The sequence below is a fragment of the Mycobacterium sp. NTMscope_MAC_12 genome (assembly GCF_976985675.1).
Genome location: NZ_CDRJYY010000001.1, coordinates 4,978,931 through 4,998,564, shown reverse-complemented (window position 1 = coordinate 4,998,564; position 19,634 = coordinate 4,978,931). Strand labels below are relative to the sequence as shown.

The following is a 19,634-nucleotide window of genomic DNA, read 5'->3' as shown; positions in this document are numbered from 1 at the left end:
GGACCGCCGAGCCGCTTGAGATGATGGATAGATGACCGAGCGTGATCGCGACGAATCGGGTCGGCCACGAAGCGCCCGACCGCGCGACGCCCTGGGCCGGCCACTTCCGCCGGGCAGCGACGGCGTGCCGCGCGTTCCGGACGACCTGGTGCTGGCGCCGGCCGAGACGCTCGCCTATGCCCAGGATCTACTGGACCGAGGCCTCGCATTCAACGCTCACGAGGTGCTCGAGGCCGCCTGGAAGAACGGTCCGGCCGACGAGCAGGCACTGTGGCAAGGCCTGACGCAGCTCGCGGTGGGGATCACCCACGCCCAGCGGGGCAACCGCAAGGGTGCAACCACGTTGCTTAGCCGCGCCTCCGCCCATCTTGCGCAGGGGGATCGGCCGGCGCCGCACGCCATTGATGCCGCCGGGCTGGTGGACTTCGCCGACGCGCTGATCGCCGACCTTGCCGCCGGGGTAGATATCGCCCCGGCGCGGCTGCGGCCCCGCCTGGTGATTTGAAATACCCACTATTCCAACAGGATTGGTGCCCGCGGTAGCGCGTCCCCATTACCAGTCTTGTTGATCCTCCAAGAGGGTGACCCGCCGAAGTTCCACCACGAACCACAAGGTTGCGGCGACGGTGGCGAGTAGCGCGATGATCGCCATCGTGGTGAGCCATTCGTAATGGTGGTAGGCGGCGACCGCCAAGCTCGCGATAATGCCGGACAATGCCACGCCCAGCAGCATGAACCCGGGCCAAAAGAAGTTGTCTTTCATGGTGAGCCCGGCGCGAGGATGTGCGGTCCGGTGTCGATCCGTCGGATCGTGGTGTGTGTCTCCCATGGCTCCCTTTCGTCGGTCAATTCCCTAGTGACTCGGCGGCTTTGGGGGAGCCGATATCACGCGGAAGGTAGACGTCGAACAGCAGGATCGCGCCGATCGTCGTCACGAGCCAGACCATGACCGTCGCGGCGAGCCAGGACGCGCCGCCGTAGATGCGCAGTCCGTGCGTCGACACCGATGCAAGGCTCATCGCGCACAGGGTCAGGGTCAGGCCCGTGCATCCCAGCAGCAGCGACGCATATCCACGAGGCAGTTTCAAGATCTTCACCGACAGGGTGGACTGCGCGATCGAGAAAAACACGACGGCGACGATGAGGCCCGATGCCGTCAGCACCACGTGGGGAACAGTTTTGGCCGCCAACGCCAAACCGACTGTCCACGTGGCCGACCGCGCGGCGGTTCGGAGCACGAAGTGCTTCACGACACCGAAGGCTTTCCTAGGGCGATATCGCATCGTGGCCGGCGATGCGCGCGGGTAGCCTGATCGTCACAGTGTTTGATGCGGGCGGCGCTGGTGGGCAAGGTGACCATGGCGGCTCCTGAAAACTAACAGATAAGTAATTAAACTTTAGAAACCATTGGCTGTAACGTCAAGGCTGTTGTGATCGAGAAGTAGGCGCGATGGACCAACTGCAACGCGATGCCGCCGGGATCGGCGCCCTCGCCGACCCGGTGCGCTACGAGCTGTATCAGTTTGTGTGTTCGCAACCCGGACCGGTGAGCCGTGATCAGGCGGCCGAAGTGGTGGGAATTGCCCGGCATCAGGCGAAGTTTCATCTGGACCGGCTGACGGCCGAGGGTCTGCTGGAATGTGACTACGCCCGGTTGACGGGCCGGACTGGCCCCGGAGCGGGGCGCACCTCGAAGCTGTATCGACGTGTCCGCCGCGACATCGCCGTCAGTTTGCCGCAACGTCAGTACGAGTTGGCCGGGCGGCTGATGGGTCAGGCCATCGTCCAATCCCAGCAGAGCGGGGCGCCCGTCGTGGAGGTGTTGCACCGCAACGCCCACGACTACGGCCGCAGCATCGCGGATCGCGCGCTCAGCGCTGCCCGACGGCCGCCGGCCGGCGTGCGCGCGGCGCTCAAGTTTGTGGCACGGTTGTTGCGAGAGTATGGCTATGAACCGGGTCACGACGACGACGGCGTGTATCTGGTCAACTGCCCATTCCATGCGCTGGCTCAGGAACAGACCGAATTGGCCTGCGGCATGAATCACGCGCTGATCAACGGGATGGTGGACGCGATGACCCCGCATTGCCTGGATGCGCGGCTGCAACCGACCCCGGGCCGGTGTTGTGTCGTGGTCGCGCCAAGCGCTGACTAGCTCACGGCGCCGCGGAGCGCCAAACCCGTTGTGTCAGTGCGCCGTTCAGGAATTGTCGGCGTCGGCGGGGTACGTCACGCGGTTGTGCTCGTCGACGACGGGTGTGGCGCCCCATTGGCCGAGCCGATGCTGGCGCGGGGCGGATCCGCTGATGAGGTGCCATACCGTCCAGCCTTGGGCGACAAGGCTGTTCGCGATCAATTGTCGATGGCATCGCCACGGCATGGGTTCGCCGCACATGATCGCCACCCGGTTAGCGCGGGCGAGGGTGACCAGTTCGGCGAGTACGCGCTGGTATTCGTCGGTGAGGGTGTAGTCGGCGTAGTTCTTGAAGCTCGCGTTTTCCCAGCCCGCGTTGATGGCGGGATCGACGCTTTGCCGACGGCGCCGCCCCCCGAGCTCGGGAAGGTGGAGGTAGCCGATGCCGGCGTCGTGGAGCCAGCGCGACATCTCCGCACTTCCGAACTGGGGGTTTCGGCGCGAGCCGGGCTGGGCACGCACGTCGACGAGCAGGTCGATGCGGGCGTCATCCAGGGGTTCCAAGAAGGTCGGCACCGGGCACGTCCAGTGTCCGATGGTCCAGATCTCGCCCTCGTCGCTCATGATTGCGTCGCGCTCGTCCTAGTCGATCTTCTCCAGGGCGTCGCCCTTGTGCATCGCGACGTGGTCGGTTTTGTCGCTTCTGATCTCGTATTGCGGGTCATCTTTCGTGCAGTGCCGCTTGTGGCCTTTGTACTCGGTGTCGCTGGTGTGCTTCTTGACGATGATGCCGCTGACGTGACCCGCTTCCGAGTTCCATCGGACGTGGTCGCCGACCTCGAAGTGTTTCGCCACCGTGCGCCTCCTTTGCGTGCGTTGCGGTTGGTTCCGTGGGTTCCCCCACCACGACGACGAGTAACCGTCCACGTGGTCGAATGGGCGCATGCTGTTTCGTCAGCTGGAGTACTTCGTCGCGCTCGCGCAAGAGCGCCACTTCGCGCGTGCCGCGCGGGCGTGCTACGTGTCGCAGCCCGCGCTGTCGGAGGCCATCCGCAAGCTCGAATCCGAACTCAACGTCCCGCTGGTGCGGCGGGGGCAGCGGTTCGAAGGCCTCACCCCCGAGGGCGAACGGCTGGTGCCCTGGGCGCGGCGCATCCTCGCGGACCGCGACGCGCTCAAGCGGGAGGTGACCGCGTTGCAGGCCGGGCTGACCGGTGAGCTGCGGCTCGGGGTGGTCCCGGCGGCCTCGACCACCGTTGCGCTGCTTACGGATCCGTTCTGTGCCGCGCATCCGCTGGTGCGGGTCCGGCTCGAGGTCAATCTGCGTTCGGCCGGCATTGTGGAACGGGTCCGCAAGTTCGAATTGGACGCCGGCATCCTCTATCCGGACCAACAGGACACGGCCGACCTGCTGGTCACCCCGCTCTACCACGAACAGCCGGTGCTCATCGCCGCCGCGGACCTGCTGGGCGGCGAATCGGACACCATCGCGTGGTCGGACGCCGTGCAGCTGCCGCTGTGTCTGCTGACCCAGGGCATGCGTGGGCGCCGGGTCATCGACGACGCGTTGGCCACCCACGACCTCCAGGTGACGCCGCAGCTGGAAACCGACTCCGTGGCAGCGTTATTCGCGCACGTGCGCACGGGCCGGTGGGCGAGCATCGTGCCGCAACCGTGGATTCACACCCTGGGCGTCCCCGCCGGCGCACAAGTGCTGCGGCTGCGGCGGCCCTCGGTCACCTCGCTGATCGCGCTGGTCACCAACCGGGCCGAGCCGGGCTCGTTGCTGGCCCGCGCGCTGCGACGGACCGCGCGCGGGGCCCGCATCGGCGCCACGCTCTCCGAGCAGCCCTAGCCGCCGCCTCCGTTGATCGGCGCCGCCTATCAGCCGGTCGGAATCGCGTCTTGGACAGCCCGTGGCCGCGCCGAGAGACTGGGGTTGATCGCCAGTTAAGGAGAATTCAATGGCCAAGTGTGTGATGGTGCTCTACCCCGACCCCGTCGACGGATACCCGCCGGCCTACGCGCGGGACAGCATCCCGACGATCCACGGCTACCCCGACGGCAGCACCGTGCCGACCCCGTCGAAGATCGACTTCACCCCCGGTGAGCTCCTCGGCTGCGTGTCGGGCGCCCTCGGCCTGCGCAAGTTCTTCGAAGACGCGGGGCACGAACTGGTGGTGACATCCGATAAGGACGGCCCCGACTCGGAGTTCGAACGCGCATTGCCCGACGCCGAAATCGTGATCTCGCAACCATTTTGGCCGGCCTACCTGACCAAGGAGCGCATTGCCAAGGCGCCCAAGCTCAAGCTGGCGTTGACCGCCGGCATCGGCTCGGACCACGTGGACCTGGATGCGGCGAAGGAGCGCGGCATCACCGTGGCCGAGGTGACCTACAGCAACAGCATCAGCGTCGCCGAGCACGCGGTGATGCAGATCCTGGCCCTGGTACGCAATTTCGTCCCGTCACACCGGTGGGCCGCCGAAGGCGGCTGGAACATCGCCGATTGCGTCGAGCGCGCCTATGACCTCGAGGGCATGGACGTGGGCGTGATCGCCGCCGGACGGATCGGGCGTGCGGTGCTGCGCCGCCTGGCGCCGTTCGACGTCAACCTGCACTACACCGACACCCGCCGGCTGGCGCCGGACGTCGAGAAGGAACTGAACGTGACGTTCCATCCGACGGTGCAGGAGCTGGTGCGGGCGGTCGACGTGGTCTCGATCCACTCGCCGCTGTACGCGGACACCCGCGCGATGTTCGACGAGAAGCTGATCGCGACGATGCGGCGCGGCTCCTACATCGTCAACACCGCCCGCGCCGAGGAGACCGTCCCGGAAGCGATCGCCGACGCGCTGCGCAGCGGGCAACTCGGGGGCTACGCCGGCGACGTGTGGTTTCCGCAGCCCCCGCCGGCCGACCATCCGTGGCGGACGATGCCGAATAACGCGATGACGCCGCATGTTTCGGGGACAACGCTGTCGGCGCAGGCGCGTTACGCGGCCGGCACCCGGGAGATCCTGGAAAGCTGGTTCGCCGGCACTCCCATCCGTCCGGAGTACCTGATCGTCGAGGGCGGCAAGCTCGCGGGCACCGGGGCGCTGTCCTACCAGAAGTAGTCGCGGGCGTCTGCCAGTTGGCGCTCAGCCCCCCCCTTTGCCCTTGCTTTCTTCGAGTTGTCCTGGGCAGTAGGCTTTGGCGGATATGGTGGCGAATTGGGCGGCGCCGCTGGTGGTCAGGGCGGGGTTGTTGTCGCGTATGTCGGTGAGGAGTTGTAGTCCGGATACGCCGCGGGTGATCATGGCGCACACGGATTTTCCCGCGGCGACGGCTTGGCTGGGATCTTTGAAGCTGATGCCGACGGTGTGCAGGTCGGACAGGAAGGTTCCGTTGTTGTCATCGGCGGGCGCTTCGTCTTCGCCGGGGGTGGCGTGTGCCGGTGCTGCGATGGTGATGCCCATCGATACGGCGAGCAGCGCGAGTAGCCATTTCATGAAGCCTCCTTCGGTGTGGTTAGCCGAGCTGGGGTTCGGGTGCTGCGGCCGCGGGTGCGGGTTCGTCGTTGACGTGGACGGCGTGCACGCCGGGTGTGGTTCGCAGTTGGGCGACCAGGTCGTCGAGGCCGGCTTCGTCGACGTTCCAGTGCTGTACCTGGTCGGGCATTTGTTGTAGTTGGGCGATGATGCGGTCGAGTTTGACCGGTTGGGTGCGGCGTTGGCCGGTGATCGCGCGGGTCTGGATGGTGGTGGTGTTGATGGCGCGGGCGGCGGGCCCGCCCAGTGCGCCGCCGGCCAGGCTGCCCAGGGTGGCGTCGTTGACCAGCTCGGCGGGAAAACCCGCCGCGGCGGCCGCGGTGGTGGTGGTGGCCGGTAGTGCGGTGGAGGCCAACCGGATGGCGGGGGCGGCGCTGGCCCAGCTCGAGGGCACCGACAGCTTTCCCACGGTGGGTGCGCTGCCCAGCACCGCGGATACGGGCCGCACCGGGATGCCGGCGCCAAGACCTGCGGGTGAGGCCAGGCCGGCGCCCAACGATGCTTTGGGCATGCCGGCGCTCCAGGGCGCGTAGACGAAGGCGCCCTTCCATTCCGAGACGCCCAGCCCGCCGCTGGCGCCGACGACGTTGGTCCAGGTGGCCTGCCCGCCGATGCCTTTGACGCTGGAAAACAGCGCCTCCCATAGCGGCGCGATCTCCTTGCTGCCGGTCATGCCTTCGATCAGCTGCTGCCATGATTGGGTGTATCCGGTGGTCAGTGAGTTGATGTAGTCCTGCAGTTGTTGCATCCACGACGACGAGGTGCTCGAGGCCGCGGCGGCTGTGGTGGTTGCCTGCGCCGTCCCGGTGTCCTTGCTGACAGCGGGTGCCTGCTCGAAGGGGGTCAGCTCCCCGGCGGCCTGCGAGGAGCTGGCGTAGCCGAACATCGCGGTGACGTTTTGGGACCACATCTGGGCGTATTGGGCTTCGGTGGCCGCGATCGCTGCGCCGTTTTGCCCCAACAGGTTGGTTGCCTGCAGTGCTGCGAGCTGGGTGCGGTTGGCGGCGATCAGCGCCGGGGGGACGACGCAGGCCAGCGCGGCCTCATAGGCGGTGGCGGCGGCTTGGGCGTGGGCGGCGGTCTGCTCGGCCAGGCCCGCCGTGGTCGAGATCCAGCCCACATAGGGTGCGGCCGCGGCTGCCATGGAGGTCGAGGACGGGCCCTGCCACTCGGTGATGAGTTCGGAGATCACCGCGCCGTAAGAGGATGCGGTGGAATGTAATTCGGCGGCCAGTGCCGCCCACGCGGCGGCCGCCGATAGCATGGGTGCTGCGCCGGGGCCGGCGTAGAGCTGGGTGGAGATGACCTCGGGTGGCAGCGCTGCGAAATCGGCGAAAACCATGGCCGTGCCTTTCCTTATTTCGCGTTCGGCGGGATCACGATGACCGTGGAGGTGGTGGCGATGTCATCAACAGCCACCGCACCAGGCACCCGGACCGCCGGCCCGGCCACCGCACGGGTGGCGGTACCACCGACCGCGCGTCCGGCCAGGCTCGACAAGGCGGTGGGCCCGAACAGACCCTGCCCGGGGTTGACGGTCATCGCCGGCGCGGCATCGAGCATCGTCTCGGGCAACTCGGCTGCCAGGGTCCTGATCGCCGGCGCGGCCGAGGCCCAGTTCGCGGGAACCGACAACGACCCCACGACACCGGCACGGCCCACCGCCGCAGACACCGTTCCCACACCCGGCGCCTGCAACGACGTCGACCCGGTCAGCAGTTCGCTGTGCAGCAACGGCGCCAAAACCCCGTGCAGAGCCTTGGGATGCAGTGTGGGGTCGACACTTTGAACGTTTCCGCCCATCGCCTTGGTGTTGAGCGCAAGTTGATAAAAACCCTTCCCCGCGTCTGCGACCCCGAGCGGCGAGTACGGCCCGGTAAGGGTGCTGAGGAAGCTGTTGAAACTCTTCAAACCCCCCGTGGCTTCCCCAAGACCGAGCGAGATTCCCGGCGACGACGTCCCCGCCGCGTTCGCGGCGGCACTTTGCGCCGCGGCGGGAGCCTGCGAGACCGCCTGGGACAGCGCGGTTTCCACATGGGAGCTCGCCGACGACTGGGCCGCCGAGGCGACCGCGGCCGCCTGGTTCGTTTCCCCACCGCTGTCGGTGGTCGACGGCGGCGCGGTGAACGGGACCAGCTGGGCCGCGACCGCCGAGGAACCCGCATAGCCATACATCGCGGCCGCGTCTTGGGCCCACATCTCGGCGTACTGGGCCTCGGTGGCCGCGATGGCCGGGGTGTTTTGGCCCAAGATGTTGGTCGCGACCAGTGACGCCAACAACGCCCGGTTGGCCGCGATCACCGGCGGTGGCACCGTGGCCGCGAAGACGGCCTCATAAGCGCCTGCCGCCGCCTTCGCCTGACTTGCCGACTGCTCGGCCTGCGCGGCGCTGCTGATCAGCCACGCAATGTACGGTGCGGCCGCGGCCGCCATCGACGCCGACGAGGGACCATTCCATGCGGTTCTCAGCTCCGCGACGACAGATCCGTAAGACGCTGCCGTGGCGCGCAATTCGGCCGCTAATCCGTCCCAGCCGGCCGCAGCGGCCAACAACGGTGCCGGCCCGGGACCTGAGTAGATCCTGCCGGAGTTGATCTCCGGAGGTAACGCTCCGAATTCCATCTGGTTCCTCCGCCTTCGGCTGCGATCACCGCAGGCTCCGCGTTTGTCCTTGCCGATAAGGTTGATCTTCAACAACATTGAGCAACTTCGGCCAACATCCACCAGGGGATGCCAGATGCTTGAGTGCTCGGGTGTTCAGAAGACTAGCCAGCAAAATCCGACGAGACTTGTGGCAACGTCGGCTGACGCCGCGCCATTACCGCGTTCGAATGGGCAAGGCCGGCAACGCCGCAGTTCGGCGAGCAAGACCTCGATAGCCCCGTCTACCTCGGACGAATTCGTACACGTCCCGGAGTGAAAACGCAATCAACACGAAGCAAACATGCGCCGGCAACGCGGTTTCCCCAATAAAAATCTCGCCACCCAAAATTCGCGGTCCCGCGCCGAGCCCAGTCATCCGTGCACGCTTGACCAAGACCATTGGCAACACGGCGTCGCGCGCTCACGCATCGGCGCGGCGATGACCGCGAACGTTGTTTCGCCCCAAGTCCTCCGGTGCCGAAGCCGTCCGCGTCGGCGTCCAACCGTCCGACCACCAATGCGTCGGCCCTACCGCGCGGAGCGGTCTGACTTCGTGGTCAGAGGTCCTATCTCACGGGAGTCAGTGAGTTTCTGCGGCGGTGGCGGTGAAGCGATGATCCACCCAGTTGCCGAATCGCGGTGCGGACTGAATCTGGCCCGCCGCCGCCAACAGATCGGTGAGGCGCTGCTCGGCGTCAATCACGGTGTCGTCGAGCGGGATCGGCTGTCGTAGGGTGCGTCCCTGCGCGACGGCGGCGACGGCGGGGTCGATGCCGGCCGACTCGGCATACTGAGCGGCCCACTCCGGCGGGTGCTCGCGCGCCCAGACCGCGGCTCTGGCGTATCGCGCCAGCAGATCGGCCAGCGCGGTGTTCCGTTTGGCGTCGGCCAGCGTTTGGTCGGAGGCGATCCCGAACGAGTACTTGTGCTTGCGTGCGACCAGGCCCCGCACCGGGAGTTGCTGTTCGGCCTGCGCGGTGTAGGGATCCCACACGGCCCAGGCGTCGACCTGGCCGTTGCGAAATCCCGACAGGGCGTCGGCTGGTTGCAGGAACACCAGGTGGACATCGGTGGGTTTGAGGCCGGTCTTGTCCAGCTGATCAAGCATATTGGCGTGCGCCGAACTGCCCTTGGCCAGGGCGATGGTTTTGCCGCGCAGGTCGGTGACGGAGCTAATAGGCGAATCGGCGTGAACCAGAATCTGATCGCCGGGCCCCCCGCCGTCGAATGCGGACACCACCTTGATGCGGGCGTTGGCGACGGCGCCGAAAATTGGCGGGGTGTCACCGGTGATTGCGAAATCGATCTTGCCGGCGGTGGCGGCCTCGATCATCGGCGGTCCGGATGAGAAGGTGGAGAAGTCAATCCGATAAGGAAGGTCCCGGAGCTCGCCGGCGGCCCGCAGCATGGCTTCGGTGCCGACGCTCTTTTGGTCGCCGACCTTAAGCGTCAGGTCGGCCAGCTGTGACAGCGGAACCCGGTCCGGCTCCGCGCTGGGGCCGGCGGCCTGTTGGCGGGTAACGCACGCCGGCAGCAGCAGAGCGATGGCAGCCAGCAGTAGCGCGGTACGGCGTCGTGTCGACATTGAGCTCCTCAGATTCGGACACCGAGCTGGCTTCGCAGTTCGGTGCGGCACCGGGGGTCGGCCCGGCGGCGCCGCAGCGCTGTGGAAGGCGAGGCTATGGCAGATCGGTTGGGCTAACAAGGGTTTGAATTGCGGTGAACGGAACCACGCCTAGACGACGGTTTTACGTAGTGATGCGTTGCGTCCTGGCCGACTGGCCCTCAATTGGTGGTGGTCGGTGTCGACAGCGCCATGGGCGGCACATAGCCACCCACCAGCGCGCGATGCCACCACGCCCGGTCGCGGCGCAGCTCGGCTCCTGTGGTGAAGCGGTACTGGTAGAGCTGGGCGCGCACGTACCGGGGCGGCGCATCGGGGAAGGGGTTGTGGCGCAACAGACGTAGGGTCGGCCGGTCGTTGCGCAGCAGCCGCTGCAGGAACGGCCGCAGCCAGGGCTGCGCGTAGCCCGGCGAGATCGCGGCGAACCACATCAGCCAGTCCAGCCGCAGGTGATAGGGGGCCCACTGGCGCGGCAGCCGGCGCAGCCCGCCCGGCTTGCCCTTGAATTCGTATTCGCGCCAGACGGTCTGGTCGGTCAGGTGGGCGTCCTCGGTGCCCTCGATCACCACCTCCCGGCGGATGCGCCCGATGCTGCCGAACGCCCCGTAGGTATTCACCAAGTGAAATGAATTGAAGGACATGTTCATTCGCTGACGCGACGACAACATGTTCGCCACCGGCCAGTAGCTCATGAACAACACCGCGGCCGAGACGGCCACGACCAGCCCGATGAACCACGGTGGCGTCGGCGCCCAACCCGGGTGTGCCGGGACCAGCTCCCCGGGCAGCAGCCGCACGACCGACGCGTCGTCGATCGCGCTGCACGCCAACAGTATCGTCACCCAGTTGAGCCAGGCGAAATTGCCCGACGCCACCAACCACAACTGGGTGATGACGATGATCGTCGCGGCCACGCCGGCCACCGGCTGCGGCGCGAATAATCCGAACGGCACGATCAGCTGGGCGAAATGGTTGCCCGCCACCTCGATCCGGTGCAGCGGCTTGGGCAGATGGTGGAAAAACCAGCTGAGCGGCCCGGGCATGGGCTGCGTCTCATGGTGGTAGTACAGACACGTCAGATCGCGCCAGCACGGATCGCCGCGCATCTTGATCAGGCCCGCACCGAATTCGACTCGGAACAACAGCAATCGGACCATCCACAGCGTCAGCACCGGGGGCGCCACGTCGTGGTTGCCGAGAAAGATCATCAGGAACCCGGTCTCGAGAAGCAGCGACTCCCAACCGAACGAGTACCACGTCTGCCCGACATTGACGATCGAGAGGTAGAGCACCCACAGCGTCAGCCACATCGCCATCGCGGCCCACAGCGGCACCGCATCGGCCGCCCCGACTACGACGGCAGCCGACAGCGCCGCGCCGAACCAGGCGACCGCCGCGAACAGCCGATCGGAATAGCGCAGGTGAAAGATGCTCGGCGTGCGCCAAAACGACTGCGCCGCCACAAACCGCGGAATGGGCAGCATCCCGTGTTCGCCGATGAGCGCGCGGAATTGCGCGGCGGCGGCGACGAACGCCAACAGATAGATCGCCGCGGCGCCGCGCTCGAGCACCAGTCTGCCCACCCAATATTCGGGTGCGGAAAACCAGCTCATGGCGCTCGCTCCTCGATCGGTGGCCGCTACACCGACCCGCATATCCAGTCAATCAGCCGATAAACGGGATAGCCACTACCCGCCAAAACTATTCGGCACTATTCGTCGGCCGATCCACGCGCCCTGTCGGGCAACGCGATCACCGAGGCGGTGAGCACCGCAAGCGAAACCAAGGCCAGCAGTTGGATATTCGCCGAATGGCCCGCATAACCGTCCACCGAGCGCCAGGGCTGCCGCGACAATGCCGCCCCGGCTCCGATCAACCCGCCGGCGCTGCCCACCAGCGCGAGACGCTCCCAGCGCCCGCCGCGCACCGCGTACCGCAGACCCAGGGCGGCGGCCATCAACGCGACGCCGCCGGCGCCGGCGATCACCGCCGCGGCCGCCACCGCCGCGACCGCCGCCCAGGCCCCGGGCCGCCACGGTTGCGCGGCCGCGTCGGCGTCGGTTCTTCTGGTGCGCCAGAACGCCAGCAGCGCCAGCAGCGGCAATAAGGCCAGCCCCACTGCGAGGCCCGCGCGGTAGAGCGGGTTGGCGGCGAATGTCAGCGTGATGGTGCCCGGGTCGCCCGCGGGAACCACCCAGCCCTGCTGCCAACCGTTGACGGCGATCGGCGTCAGCCGGGCCCCGGTGCCGGTGCGCGCCACCCAGCCGGGGTTGATGCTTTCCGGGATGACCAGCACCCGGGCGGTGGCCGACGGGGGCGCCTGGACCTCGCGCCGGTCCGGTCCCCACGCCCGCCAGGACGAAAGACGTTCGGCCCGCGCGCTTTCGGTGGCCTCCGGGGTCGACAGTTCGGCCCCATCGACGACGAACTGGGCACCCGGGCTGATCAACAGCTCCTGCTGGCCGGCGGGCAGCGCGATCGGGTCGCGGTCGCAAGGCACCGCCGCCAGGGGCTGATCATCGAGGATCGCCCCGACGGTGGTGTGGATCGCGGTGTGCACGAACCGGCCCGCGACCGCGATGACCGGGCCGCGATCGCATCCGACGGTGACCTCCCGGCCGCGGTTGCGGGCGGGATCGGCCGGCGCGATCGGGGTGCCGTCGGCCCCGAGCGCGGCCACCTCGGCCAGCCCGGGCGGCTTGAGCTGGTCGAAGCCCAACGCGTTGCGGTCGATGACGTCGTCCCAGTCCAGCAGGCTGATGGTCACGGTGTCGGTCACCCGGGGCTTCAGCGCGAGCGTCTGCGCCGCGTCCAAATCAGCCTTGACCACCGCGACTTGTGGGCCGTCACCCAGGTTGACGGCCACCATCGTCGGGTGCACGGGCAGGGCCGCCCGACTGGGAACCAGCCGCAACCCGGTGACCTCGGTGGGCCGAGGCAGGGTCAGCGTCAAGGTCGGTGGCGTCTTGTGCTGCACCACCCGCTGCGGCGCCGTCCAGGCGGTGGCCGGGTCGCCGTCGGTGGCCGCGTAGGCCGAGCCCAGCACGTCCACCGCATCCGAATCACCGTGGGCGACAGTGGTATTGGGTTCGGCGATCAGCGCGGCCAGCTTTGGGCCCTGCCGGGGCCGCACCCACACCGTCGGGGTCACCGTCAGCGGCGCCGGCACGGTCAGCGTCCGGCTGAAGTTGACCGGCTCCTCCGGGGTCAGCGCCATCGACGGCGCGCAACGCACGCTGTCGGGCGCCGGGGCGCAGCCCGGCCTGCCGAGCAGTTCCGATCCCAGGTCCCACCCCGTGATCGGCGCGCCGGGCGGCGGTCCCGGCACCCGCACCGTGTGCCGCAGGTCGACCTGGTGGGCGAACCCGGACGCGTCGTACTGGGTGATCGTCAGGTCGGTGATGCCGAATTGCACTCCGGCGGACCCGTCGTCGGTGCCCGCGGCGGTGATCCGCACCCACGGCGTTTCGCCGTAGGGGAGCGCCGCGGCGAGCGGCTTGCCCGGCTCGTCGAACCGCAGCGTGGTGCTGCCGGTGGCGGTTTCGATCAGGATGCGGCGGACCTGGGCGCCGACGGCGGTTGCGCTGGGCGTCAACGTGATTGCCGCGTTGGTCACCGGGTGGTCGAAATCGATCTGCATCCACTGGCCGACGGCGGCCTGCAGCGAGTTGGACACCCAGGCGGTCGCGGAGTCCCCGTCGATCGCGGCGGCCGGGGAGGTCGCCGGCGCGACGTCGGGCATCGCGGTGGAATCCGACGACGAGCTCGACACCGTGATCCGCCCGCCCGCCCAGGCGCCGGCCACCGGCTCGGCGCCGGGCACGGGATAGTCCGGCACCCGGTTGTAGGTGTGCCGCGCGTCCCCGGGGGCGCGGATCGCCGACGAATGTTGGTCTACCCGACCGTAATCCGTCTCCCGGGCTACCGGGGTGTCGGTGACGGTCACGCCGGCTGCCGGCGGCAACGGCAGCCCGGCGGCGCGCGCGTCGGCGGTCATCAGCGCCGGGCCCAGCGGCGGCTGACCCAGCAGCCGCCGCCGTTCGTCAAGGCGCAGCAGCACTTCCGGTCCGCCGTCGACCCGGGCCAGCCGGTCGGCGTCGACGAGATAGGGCGTGGCGGGGTCGTTGAAATCGCCGTCGCCGCCAACGCGGTAGATCTCGACCGCCGGATAGCGCGGCCGCAACCCGCTGTCCGCGACGAAGCCGGCCAGCGTGCCGGGCCCCACCGGGGCGCCGAACTGCGCCACCTTCCGCAGCCCCGGCGATCCGTCCACGGCGCGGTGCACCAGGATGGGGCGCGCCGAGCGCGACGTGTCGGGATCCAGGTCATTGCGCACCACCAGATAGGAAATGCCTTGGCGCGCAAGGGTATCGGCCAGACCCGCCGAGGGCCGGCCGGCGGCGAACAGGCGCTGCACCGAATCCAGCGCCCGGATGGTCTGCGGCGGGGTCAGCGGGATCGAATCCCGCACCCCCCACGGGCTGCTGCCCAGCACCTGCAGCGGCTCGTCGTGGCTGGTGCCCCACACCTGAGTGGCGAACGGCGCACCCGGGACGACGAGCACCCGCCCGGGTGTGGGCGCGCCCGTGTTGTGCTCGGTGAGCCAGTCGGCGGCGTCGTGCCAATACGGCGGGATGGCGGTGAACGTGCCCGGTGGCGCCAGCCGACCGGTCCACGCCAGCGACGTGCTGACCATCAACGCCGTCAGGACCACCATCGCGGTCGCCACGCGTTTGTCCCGCTCCGGGTGGGCGAACGCGCGCAGCCACACCGGCGCCGGGGCGCTGCCCGGTAGCGGTATCCGGCCCAGCAGCGCGGCGATGCCCAGCGCCACCGGGATCCCGACCACCGACCCCAGCTTGTGCACGTTGCGCAGCGGGGCGCCGCCGGCGTCCAGGAAGGCCTGCACCGCGTGCGCCACCGGCGAGCCCAGCCCGCCGCTGTAGCCGACGGCCATCAAGACCACCCCGACCAACAGCATCGTGACCAGGCGGCCGCGCGCCGGCATGGCGGCGGAGGCCAGCCCCGCCAGCCCGGCTGCCGCGACCAGGCAGGTGCCCAGGATGGCCGCCGACCCGGTCACCAGCGGAGCGCCCGCGGTGGCGTTCGGCGCCACGTACGGCGTCCAGCTGTCGGTCCCGCGCAGCATCTCGGTCAGCGACGACCATTGCGTTGTCACGCCGGAGGATTCGATGAAGTCCAGGAACGGCGGGCTGATGGCGCGCAGCATCACCAGCGCCACCACCCACCACAGCGTGGCCAGCAGCAGCGACAGCAGCCACCACCCGGTGTACCGCCACCACCGCCGGTTCGGTCGGTGGCATGCCCACCAGATCACCGCGGGCAGACAGCCGGCCAGGGTCGCGATGGCGTTGACCGCGCCCATCAGCGCGACGGCCAGGCCCGCCCGCGCCGCCAGTGCTCGCACGGACCGATCCGTCGACGCCCGCAACGCGAGGATCGTGGGCAGCAACACCCAGGGCGCCAGCATCATCGGCAACGTTTCCGACGAGATCGATCCGAGGGTGGTCAGCACCCGCGGCGACAGCGCGAACGCCGTCGCGGCGATCACCCGTGACCCCGGGCTGCCAATTCCCAGCGCCTCGGCGACGCGCATCAGCCCCCAGAAGCCGACCGTGAGCAGCAGCGCCCACCACAGCCGCTGGGTGATCCAGCCGGGCACGCTCAGCGCGTGACCGATCAGGAAAAAGGTGCCGTGCGGAAACAGGTAGCCGTAGGCCTGATTCTGCGCCTGCCCGAACGGCAGCTCGCTGTTCCACAGGTTGGTCGCGCGCGCCAAAAAGCGCAGGGGGTTGGCGGTCAGGTCGAGTTTCGTGTCGGGGGAGATCCGCCCCGGCGATTGCGCGAACGACAGCGCCAGCGCGATCGCGGCGACCAGCCACAGCCAGCGGCGCGACAGGGGTCCGGCCGTCGAGCACGAGACCGGCGCTGCGGTCCCCGTCGTCGACCGGTTAGCTACGGTTGCCGTACTCGACCCGGTTGAGCACTGACGACTGCGGATCGCCCCCGGGGAGTGGCGGCTTCGTGTCTTGCTGGACCATCAACGTGATCCCGAAGATCGCGGCCGCGCCGAGCAACAGGCCCACCACAACGCTCGCTGCGGCGGGCGCAACGATCCGGTTCATCGACGGCTCCTGGGTTCTTGCGGGGCTTGCGGTCGTGACTTCAACCTAGCGCCAACCTAGCAGAAGCGGTCGGTCACTCGGACCGCTCGTCACCAGTGCAGGCAGTGTCCGTGGATACAGCGGTCGCCGTATTGCACCTGATAGGGCAGGGCCGGGCGCGGCGGCGCCTGCACTCCGACGGCGGTGTCGTCGGCCACCGCCAGCGTGATGCCGACCGTCGTGGCGACCCCGATGGACAAACCCACCGCGATGCTGGCCGCGGCCGCCACCGTGAAACCGCTCATCGCCGCTCCTCCCTGCCCGGCAACATGCGCCTGGTGACCTCCCCCTTGATCAGCAACGTACCGCTGCTGACCCCTGGGGCCGGGGACGCAACGCCCCGTGAAAACATGGCCCGATGGCATTTTCGCGCACCTTCGCTGTGCTCGCGGCCGCGTCGGCGCTGGTGGCCGGCTGCGCCCACCACCCCGCGCACCCATCCGCTCACCCGTCGACGTCGAGCAAGCCGGCGGCCGCGCCGGCCCCGCCGGTGTGCGCCGACCCGTCGGCGGTGCCGGCCACGCTGGGCCTCCGCGACAAGCTGGCCCAACTGCTGATGGTCGGGGTGAAGAACGCCGACGACGCCCGGGCCGTCGTCAACGGCTACCACGTCGGCGGGATCTTCATCGGCAGCTGGACGGACTTGGCGATCTTCCAGGGGCCGTTGGCGGACATCAGCGCCAAGGCGGGACCGCTGCCGCTGGCCGTCAGCGTCGACGAAGAGGGTGGCCGGGTGTCGCGGCTGAAGACCCTGATCGGGACCTCCCCGTCGGCGCGGGAGCTGGCGCAGACGCAGACCGTCCAGCAGGTCCACGACCTGGCGGCCGACCGCGGCCGCAAGATGCACGACCTGGGCATCACCGTCGACTTCGCTCCGGTGGTCGACGTGAGCGACGAGGACGACGACGCCGTCATCGGCAACCGTTCGTTCAGCGCGGACCCGCAGAAGGTGACGGACTACGCCGGGGCCTACGCGCAGGGTCTTCGCGACGCCGGGCTGCTGCCGGTGCTCAAGCATTTCCCCGGCCACGGGCACGGCTCGGGTGATTCGCACACCGGCGGTGTGGTCACGCCGCCGCTGAGCGCCCTGCAAACCAGCGACCTGGTGCCCTACCGGTCGCTGGTGGCGGCGTCGCCGGTCGCGGTGATGGTGGGCCACCTGCAGGTTCCGGAACTCACCGGCGACGTCCCGGCCAGCCTGAGCCCCGAGGCGGTGCAGTTGCTGCGCAACGGCGTCGGCTACAAGGGCCCGCCGTTCACCGGCCCGGTGTTCAGCGACGACCTGTCCAGCATGGCCGCTATCTCCGAACGGTACGGGGTCTCGGAGGCGGTGCTGCGCACCCTGTTGGCCGGCGTCGACATCGCGCTGTGGGTCACCACCGACGAGGTGCCGGCGGTCCTGGACCGGCTGCAAAAGGCCGTCGCCTCAGGCGAATTGCCGGCACAACGGGTGGACGAGGCGCTGGTGCGGGTGGCGACGATGAAGGGCCCGAGCCCGACCTGCGGGCACTAGCGGGCGCCGCCGTTGGCATTAACGGCTGTGCGGCCCGCCCGCATTGCTTACTCTTGAGTCAGATAGACGGGCTAGAGAGGCGAGCGATGGCGGGTGGTACCAAGCGGTTACCGCGCGCCGTCCGTGAGCAGCAGATGCTCGACGCCGCGGTGCAGATGTTCTCGGTCAACGGCTACCACGAGACCTCGATGGACGCCATCGCCGCCCAGGCGCAGATCTCCAAGCCCATGCTGTACCTGTATTACGGCTCCAAGGAGGACCTGTTCGGCGCCTGCCTGAACCGGGAGATGAGCCGGTTCATCGACGTGGTGCGCGCCGACATGGACTTCGGGCAGAGCCCGAATGACATGCTGCGCAACACCATCGCGTCGTTCATGCGCTACATCGACGCCAACCGGGCGTCCTGGATCGTGATGTACACCCAGGCCACCAGCTCGCAGGCATTCGCCCACATGGTGCGTGAAGGGCGCGAGCAGATCATCGACCTGGTGGCGGGGCTGGTGCAGGCCGGCAGCCGCACCCCGCGGCCGGACCGCGAGCACGAGATGATGGCCGTGGCGCTGGTGGGCGCGGGCGAGGCGGTGGCCAATCGGCTGTCCACCGGCGACATCGACGTCGACGAGGCGGCCGAGCTGATGATCGACCTGTTCTGGTACGGCCTCAAGGGCTCCCCCGAGGAGCGGGACGCGGCCCGGTCCCAGCCGGACTCCGCCGGCGACTAGACCTCCTTCGTCGTCAGGTGGCCCGAATGCCCGTCCCCCGCACGGAGCGCGGCAACCTCGACTTCTTTTGCGCGGTGATCATCGTCGGCTTGCTGGCCGGCGTTGCCGGATTGGCGACGACCTTCGTGCTGCGGGCCGCTCAGCACGCCACCTATCACTACAGCTTCGGCGCGCTGCTGGCCGGGGTCGCCGCCAGCAGCCCGGTACGCCGCGTGGTCGGCCCGATGATCGGCGCCGGGTTGGCCGGGCTCGGGTGGTGGCTGCTGCGGCGCCGGACGGACGTGCCGCCGCTGGCGGAAACCATCGCCCGCCACGAACGCGTGCCGCGGCTGTCCTGGAGCGTCGACGCCCTGCTGCAGGTGCTGCTCGTCGGATCGGGCGCATCGCTCGGGCGGGAAGGGGCGCCACGCCAATTCGCCGCGGCCCTAGGCGATTTGGGAACCGGATGGCTCAAGCGCCTCTCCCCGCGCGACCACGAGGTCCTGCTGGCCTGCGCGGCGGGGGCGGGGCTGGGCGCGGTGTATGCGGTTCCGTTGGCCGGGGCGCTGTTCTCGGTCCGGATCTTGCTCGGCACCTGGGAGCCGCGCGCGGTGGGCGCGGCGTTCCTGTCCTCCGGCTTGGCGGTCGCCGTCGGCTCGGCCGTCACGCGTGATCAACCCAACCTGCAGTGGCCGATGGAAGAGTCGACCTACCTGTTGACCGCGCACGGATTGTTGTTGGCGCCGGTGACTTTCGCGGTGGGGTGGGGCTTCAACCGGTTGATGGCCGCGGCGCGGCCGGCGCGCCCGTTGCGGAGTTGGGTGCTGATCCCGGCGCTGGCGGGGGCCGGCCTGGTGATGGGAGTCTGCTCGCATTGGTGGCCGGAGCTACCCGGCAACGGCCGCAGCATCCTGACGGTCAGCCTGGCCAGCGGCATGACCTTGGTGTCGGCGCTGGCGATCCTGGCGTTGAAACCCCTTCTGACAGCGCTGTTCCTGCGCGCCGGGGGTGCGGGCGGACTGCTGACGCCGTCGCTGGCGACCGGCGCGGCCGCAGGGGCGGCGCTGGTGCTGGCGATCAACTGGGCGAGCGGGACGCACTTGCACGTGCCCGCGGTGTCGCTGGCCGGGGCCGCAGGCGTGCTCGCGGTGACCCAGGGCTCACCGATCTGGGCGGCGATCTTCGTCTGGGAACTCGCCCGGCCGCCGCTGTGGCTGTTCGCGCTGTTCCTGCTGACCGCGACCGCCGCCCATGCGCTGAAAGTGCTTGCCTGCGGGCGCGGTTCAACGCACGCGGGCTAG

At 68.9% G+C, this 19,634-nt stretch carries 19 protein-coding genes; 7 read left to right on the top strand and 12 right to left on the bottom strand.

All coding sequences use genetic code 11. The features are described from left to right. Nucleotides 1–31: 31 nt before the first annotated feature. A complete protein-coding gene (locus AC0KS4_RS23205; protein ID WP_238957074.1) occupies nt 32–505 on the top strand; it encodes a DUF309 domain-containing protein in 474 nt (157 codons plus the stop codon). Nucleotides 506–553: 48 nt separating this feature from the next. Here the strand turns inward: AC0KS4_RS23205 and AC0KS4_RS23200 are convergent, their stop codons facing one another. Further along, complete coding sequence (locus AC0KS4_RS23200; RefSeq protein WP_238957073.1) at nt 554–829, bottom strand: UsfY protein; 276 nt, start codon at nt 827–829, stop codon at nt 554–556. Between the two features lie 16 nt (nt 830–845). Beyond that, complete coding sequence (locus AC0KS4_RS23195; protein ID WP_238957072.1) at nt 846–1,166, bottom strand: hypothetical protein; 321 nt, start codon at nt 1,164–1,166, stop codon at nt 846–848. Nucleotides 1,167–1,450: 284 nt separating this feature from the next. Between AC0KS4_RS23195 and AC0KS4_RS23190 the strand changes: the two genes are divergently transcribed. Next, nucleotides 1,451–2,155 (top strand): helix-turn-helix transcriptional regulator, encoded by a 705-nt coding sequence (locus tag AC0KS4_RS23190; protein WP_238957071.1) that lies wholly within the window; start codon nt 1,451–1,453, stop codon nt 2,153–2,155. Nucleotides 2,156–2,200: 45 nt separating this feature from the next. Here AC0KS4_RS23190 and AC0KS4_RS23185 read toward each other — a convergent pair whose 3' ends face one another. Together AC0KS4_RS23185 and AC0KS4_RS23180 are read right to left on the bottom strand one after the other, a co-directional pair. Then, complete coding sequence (locus AC0KS4_RS23185) at nt 2,201–2,758, bottom strand: DUF488 domain-containing protein (RefSeq protein ID WP_238957070.1); 558 nt, start codon at nt 2,756–2,758, stop codon at nt 2,201–2,203. 18 nt (nt 2,759–2,776) lie between these two features. After that, complete coding sequence (locus AC0KS4_RS23180; RefSeq protein ID WP_238957069.1) at nt 2,777–2,989, bottom strand: hypervirulence associated TUDOR domain-containing protein; 213 nt, start codon at nt 2,987–2,989, stop codon at nt 2,777–2,779. Nucleotides 2,990–3,077: 88 nt separating this feature from the next. Here AC0KS4_RS23180 and AC0KS4_RS23175 point away from each other — a divergent pair, with 88 nt between their 5' ends. Together AC0KS4_RS23175 and AC0KS4_RS23170 are read left to right on the top strand one after the other, a co-directional pair. Continuing rightward, complete coding sequence (locus tag AC0KS4_RS23175) at nt 3,078–3,989, top strand: LysR family transcriptional regulator (protein WP_238957068.1); 912 nt, start codon at nt 3,078–3,080, stop codon at nt 3,987–3,989. Between the two features lie 109 nt (nt 3,990–4,098). Next, entirely contained in the window at nt 4,099–5,253 is a 1,155-nt protein-coding gene (locus AC0KS4_RS23170) for an NAD-dependent formate dehydrogenase (RefSeq protein ID WP_238957067.1), read from the top strand. Nucleotides 5,254–5,277: 24 nt separating this feature from the next. Here AC0KS4_RS23170 and AC0KS4_RS23165 read toward each other — a convergent pair whose 3' ends face one another. The 8 genes from AC0KS4_RS23165 to AC0KS4_RS23130 all read right to left on the bottom strand — a co-directional run bounded on the left by AC0KS4_RS23165 (nt 5,278) and on the right by AC0KS4_RS23130 (nt 16,364). Then, nucleotides 5,278–5,628, bottom strand: coding sequence for a DUF732 domain-containing protein (locus tag AC0KS4_RS23165; protein WP_238957066.1), 351 nt, complete (start codon nt 5,626–5,628; stop codon nt 5,278–5,280). Nucleotides 5,629–5,647: 19 nt separating this feature from the next. Then, nucleotides 5,648–7,009, bottom strand: coding sequence for a PPE family protein (locus AC0KS4_RS23160; protein WP_238957065.1), 1,362 nt, complete (start codon nt 7,007–7,009; stop codon nt 5,648–5,650). A gap of 14 nt (nt 7,010–7,023) precedes the next feature. After that, nucleotides 7,024–8,289 (bottom strand): PPE family protein, encoded by a 1,266-nt coding sequence (locus tag AC0KS4_RS23155; protein ID WP_238957064.1) that lies wholly within the window; start codon nt 8,287–8,289, stop codon nt 7,024–7,026. A 601-nt stretch (nt 8,290–8,890) separates the two neighbouring features. Further along, nucleotides 8,891–9,895: an ABC transporter substrate-binding protein gene (locus AC0KS4_RS23150; protein ID WP_238957063.1), complete on the bottom strand. Its 1,005-nt coding sequence runs from the start codon at nt 9,893–9,895 to the stop codon at nt 8,891–8,893. A 200-nt stretch (nt 9,896–10,095) separates the two neighbouring features. Continuing rightward, nucleotides 10,096–11,547, bottom strand: coding sequence for a lipase maturation factor family protein (locus tag AC0KS4_RS23145; protein WP_238957062.1), 1,452 nt, complete (start codon nt 11,545–11,547; stop codon nt 10,096–10,098). A 98-nt stretch (nt 11,548–11,645) separates the two neighbouring features. Further along, nucleotides 11,646–15,854, bottom strand: coding sequence for an alpha-(1->3)-arabinofuranosyltransferase (locus tag AC0KS4_RS23140; RefSeq protein WP_238957408.1), 4,209 nt, complete (start codon nt 15,852–15,854; stop codon nt 11,646–11,648). A 52-nt stretch (nt 15,855–15,906) separates the two neighbouring features. Then, a complete protein-coding gene (locus AC0KS4_RS23135) occupies nt 15,907–16,080 on the bottom strand; it encodes a DUF2613 domain-containing protein (RefSeq protein WP_007769006.1) in 174 nt (57 codons plus the stop codon). Nucleotides 16,081–16,169: 89 nt separating this feature from the next. Further along, complete coding sequence (locus AC0KS4_RS23130; protein ID WP_225329345.1) at nt 16,170–16,364, bottom strand: DUF2613 domain-containing protein; 195 nt, start codon at nt 16,362–16,364, stop codon at nt 16,170–16,172. A 113-nt stretch (nt 16,365–16,477) separates the two neighbouring features. Here AC0KS4_RS23130 and AC0KS4_RS23125 point away from each other — a divergent pair, with 113 nt between their 5' ends. The 3 genes from AC0KS4_RS23125 to AC0KS4_RS23115 all read left to right on the top strand — a co-directional run bounded on the left by AC0KS4_RS23125 (nt 16,478) and on the right by AC0KS4_RS23115 (nt 19,634). Further along, on the top strand, nt 16,478–17,632 hold the full coding sequence (locus AC0KS4_RS23125) for a glycoside hydrolase family 3 N-terminal domain-containing protein (protein ID WP_225329346.1): 1,155 nt from the start codon (nt 16,478–16,480) through the stop codon (nt 17,630–17,632). A gap of 86 nt (nt 17,633–17,718) precedes the next feature. Continuing rightward, entirely contained in the window at nt 17,719–18,354 is a 636-nt protein-coding gene (locus tag AC0KS4_RS23120) for a TetR/AcrR family transcriptional regulator (protein WP_238957061.1), read from the top strand. Between the two features lie 26 nt (nt 18,355–18,380). Continuing rightward, nucleotides 18,381–19,634 carry a chloride channel protein gene (locus AC0KS4_RS23115; protein WP_238957060.1) on the top strand — a complete coding sequence of 418 codons (1,254 nt, stop codon included), beginning with the start codon at nt 18,381–18,383 and terminating at the stop codon, nt 19,632–19,634.

Coding starts and splice junctions, on each gene's coding strand:
- AC0KS4_RS23205 (WP_238957074.1), top strand. CDS start 32: ATGACCGAGCGTGATCGCGACGAATCGGGTCGGCCACGAAGCGCCCGA.
- AC0KS4_RS23200 (WP_238957073.1), bottom strand. CDS start 829: ATGGGAGACACACACCACGATCCGACGGATCGACACCGGACCGCACAT.
- AC0KS4_RS23190 (WP_238957071.1), top strand. CDS start 1,451: ATGGACCAACTGCAACGCGATGCCGCCGGGATCGGCGCCCTCGCCGAC.
- AC0KS4_RS23185 (WP_238957070.1), bottom strand. CDS start 2,758: ATGAGCGACGAGGGCGAGATCTGGACCATCGGACACTGGACGTGCCCG.
- AC0KS4_RS23175 (WP_238957068.1), top strand. CDS start 3,078: ATGCTGTTTCGTCAGCTGGAGTACTTCGTCGCGCTCGCGCAAGAGCGC.
- AC0KS4_RS23170 (WP_238957067.1), top strand. CDS start 4,099: ATGGCCAAGTGTGTGATGGTGCTCTACCCCGACCCCGTCGACGGATAC.
- AC0KS4_RS23165 (WP_238957066.1), bottom strand. CDS start 5,628: ATGAAATGGCTACTCGCGCTGCTCGCCGTATCGATGGGCATCACCATC.
- AC0KS4_RS23160 (WP_238957065.1), bottom strand. CDS start 7,009: ATGGTTTTCGCCGATTTCGCAGCGCTGCCACCCGAGGTCATCTCCACC.
- AC0KS4_RS23155 (WP_238957064.1), bottom strand. CDS start 8,289: ATGGAATTCGGAGCGTTACCTCCGGAGATCAACTCCGGCAGGATCTAC.
- AC0KS4_RS23150 (WP_238957063.1), bottom strand. CDS start 9,895: ATGTCGACACGACGCCGTACCGCGCTACTGCTGGCTGCCATCGCTCTG.
- AC0KS4_RS23145 (WP_238957062.1), bottom strand. CDS start 11,547: ATGAGCTGGTTTTCCGCACCCGAATATTGGGTGGGCAGACTGGTGCTC.
- AC0KS4_RS23135 (WP_007769006.1), bottom strand. CDS start 16,080: ATGAACCGGATCGTTGCGCCCGCCGCAGCGAGCGTTGTGGTGGGCCTG.
- AC0KS4_RS23130 (WP_225329345.1), bottom strand. CDS start 16,364: ATGAGCGGTTTCACGGTGGCGGCCGCGGCCAGCATCGCGGTGGGTTTG.
- AC0KS4_RS23125 (WP_225329346.1), top strand. CDS start 16,478: ATGGCATTTTCGCGCACCTTCGCTGTGCTCGCGGCCGCGTCGGCGCTG.
- AC0KS4_RS23120 (WP_238957061.1), top strand. CDS start 17,719: ATGGCGGGTGGTACCAAGCGGTTACCGCGCGCCGTCCGTGAGCAGCAG.
- AC0KS4_RS23115 (WP_238957060.1), top strand. CDS start 18,381: ATGCCCGTCCCCCGCACGGAGCGCGGCAACCTCGACTTCTTTTGCGCG.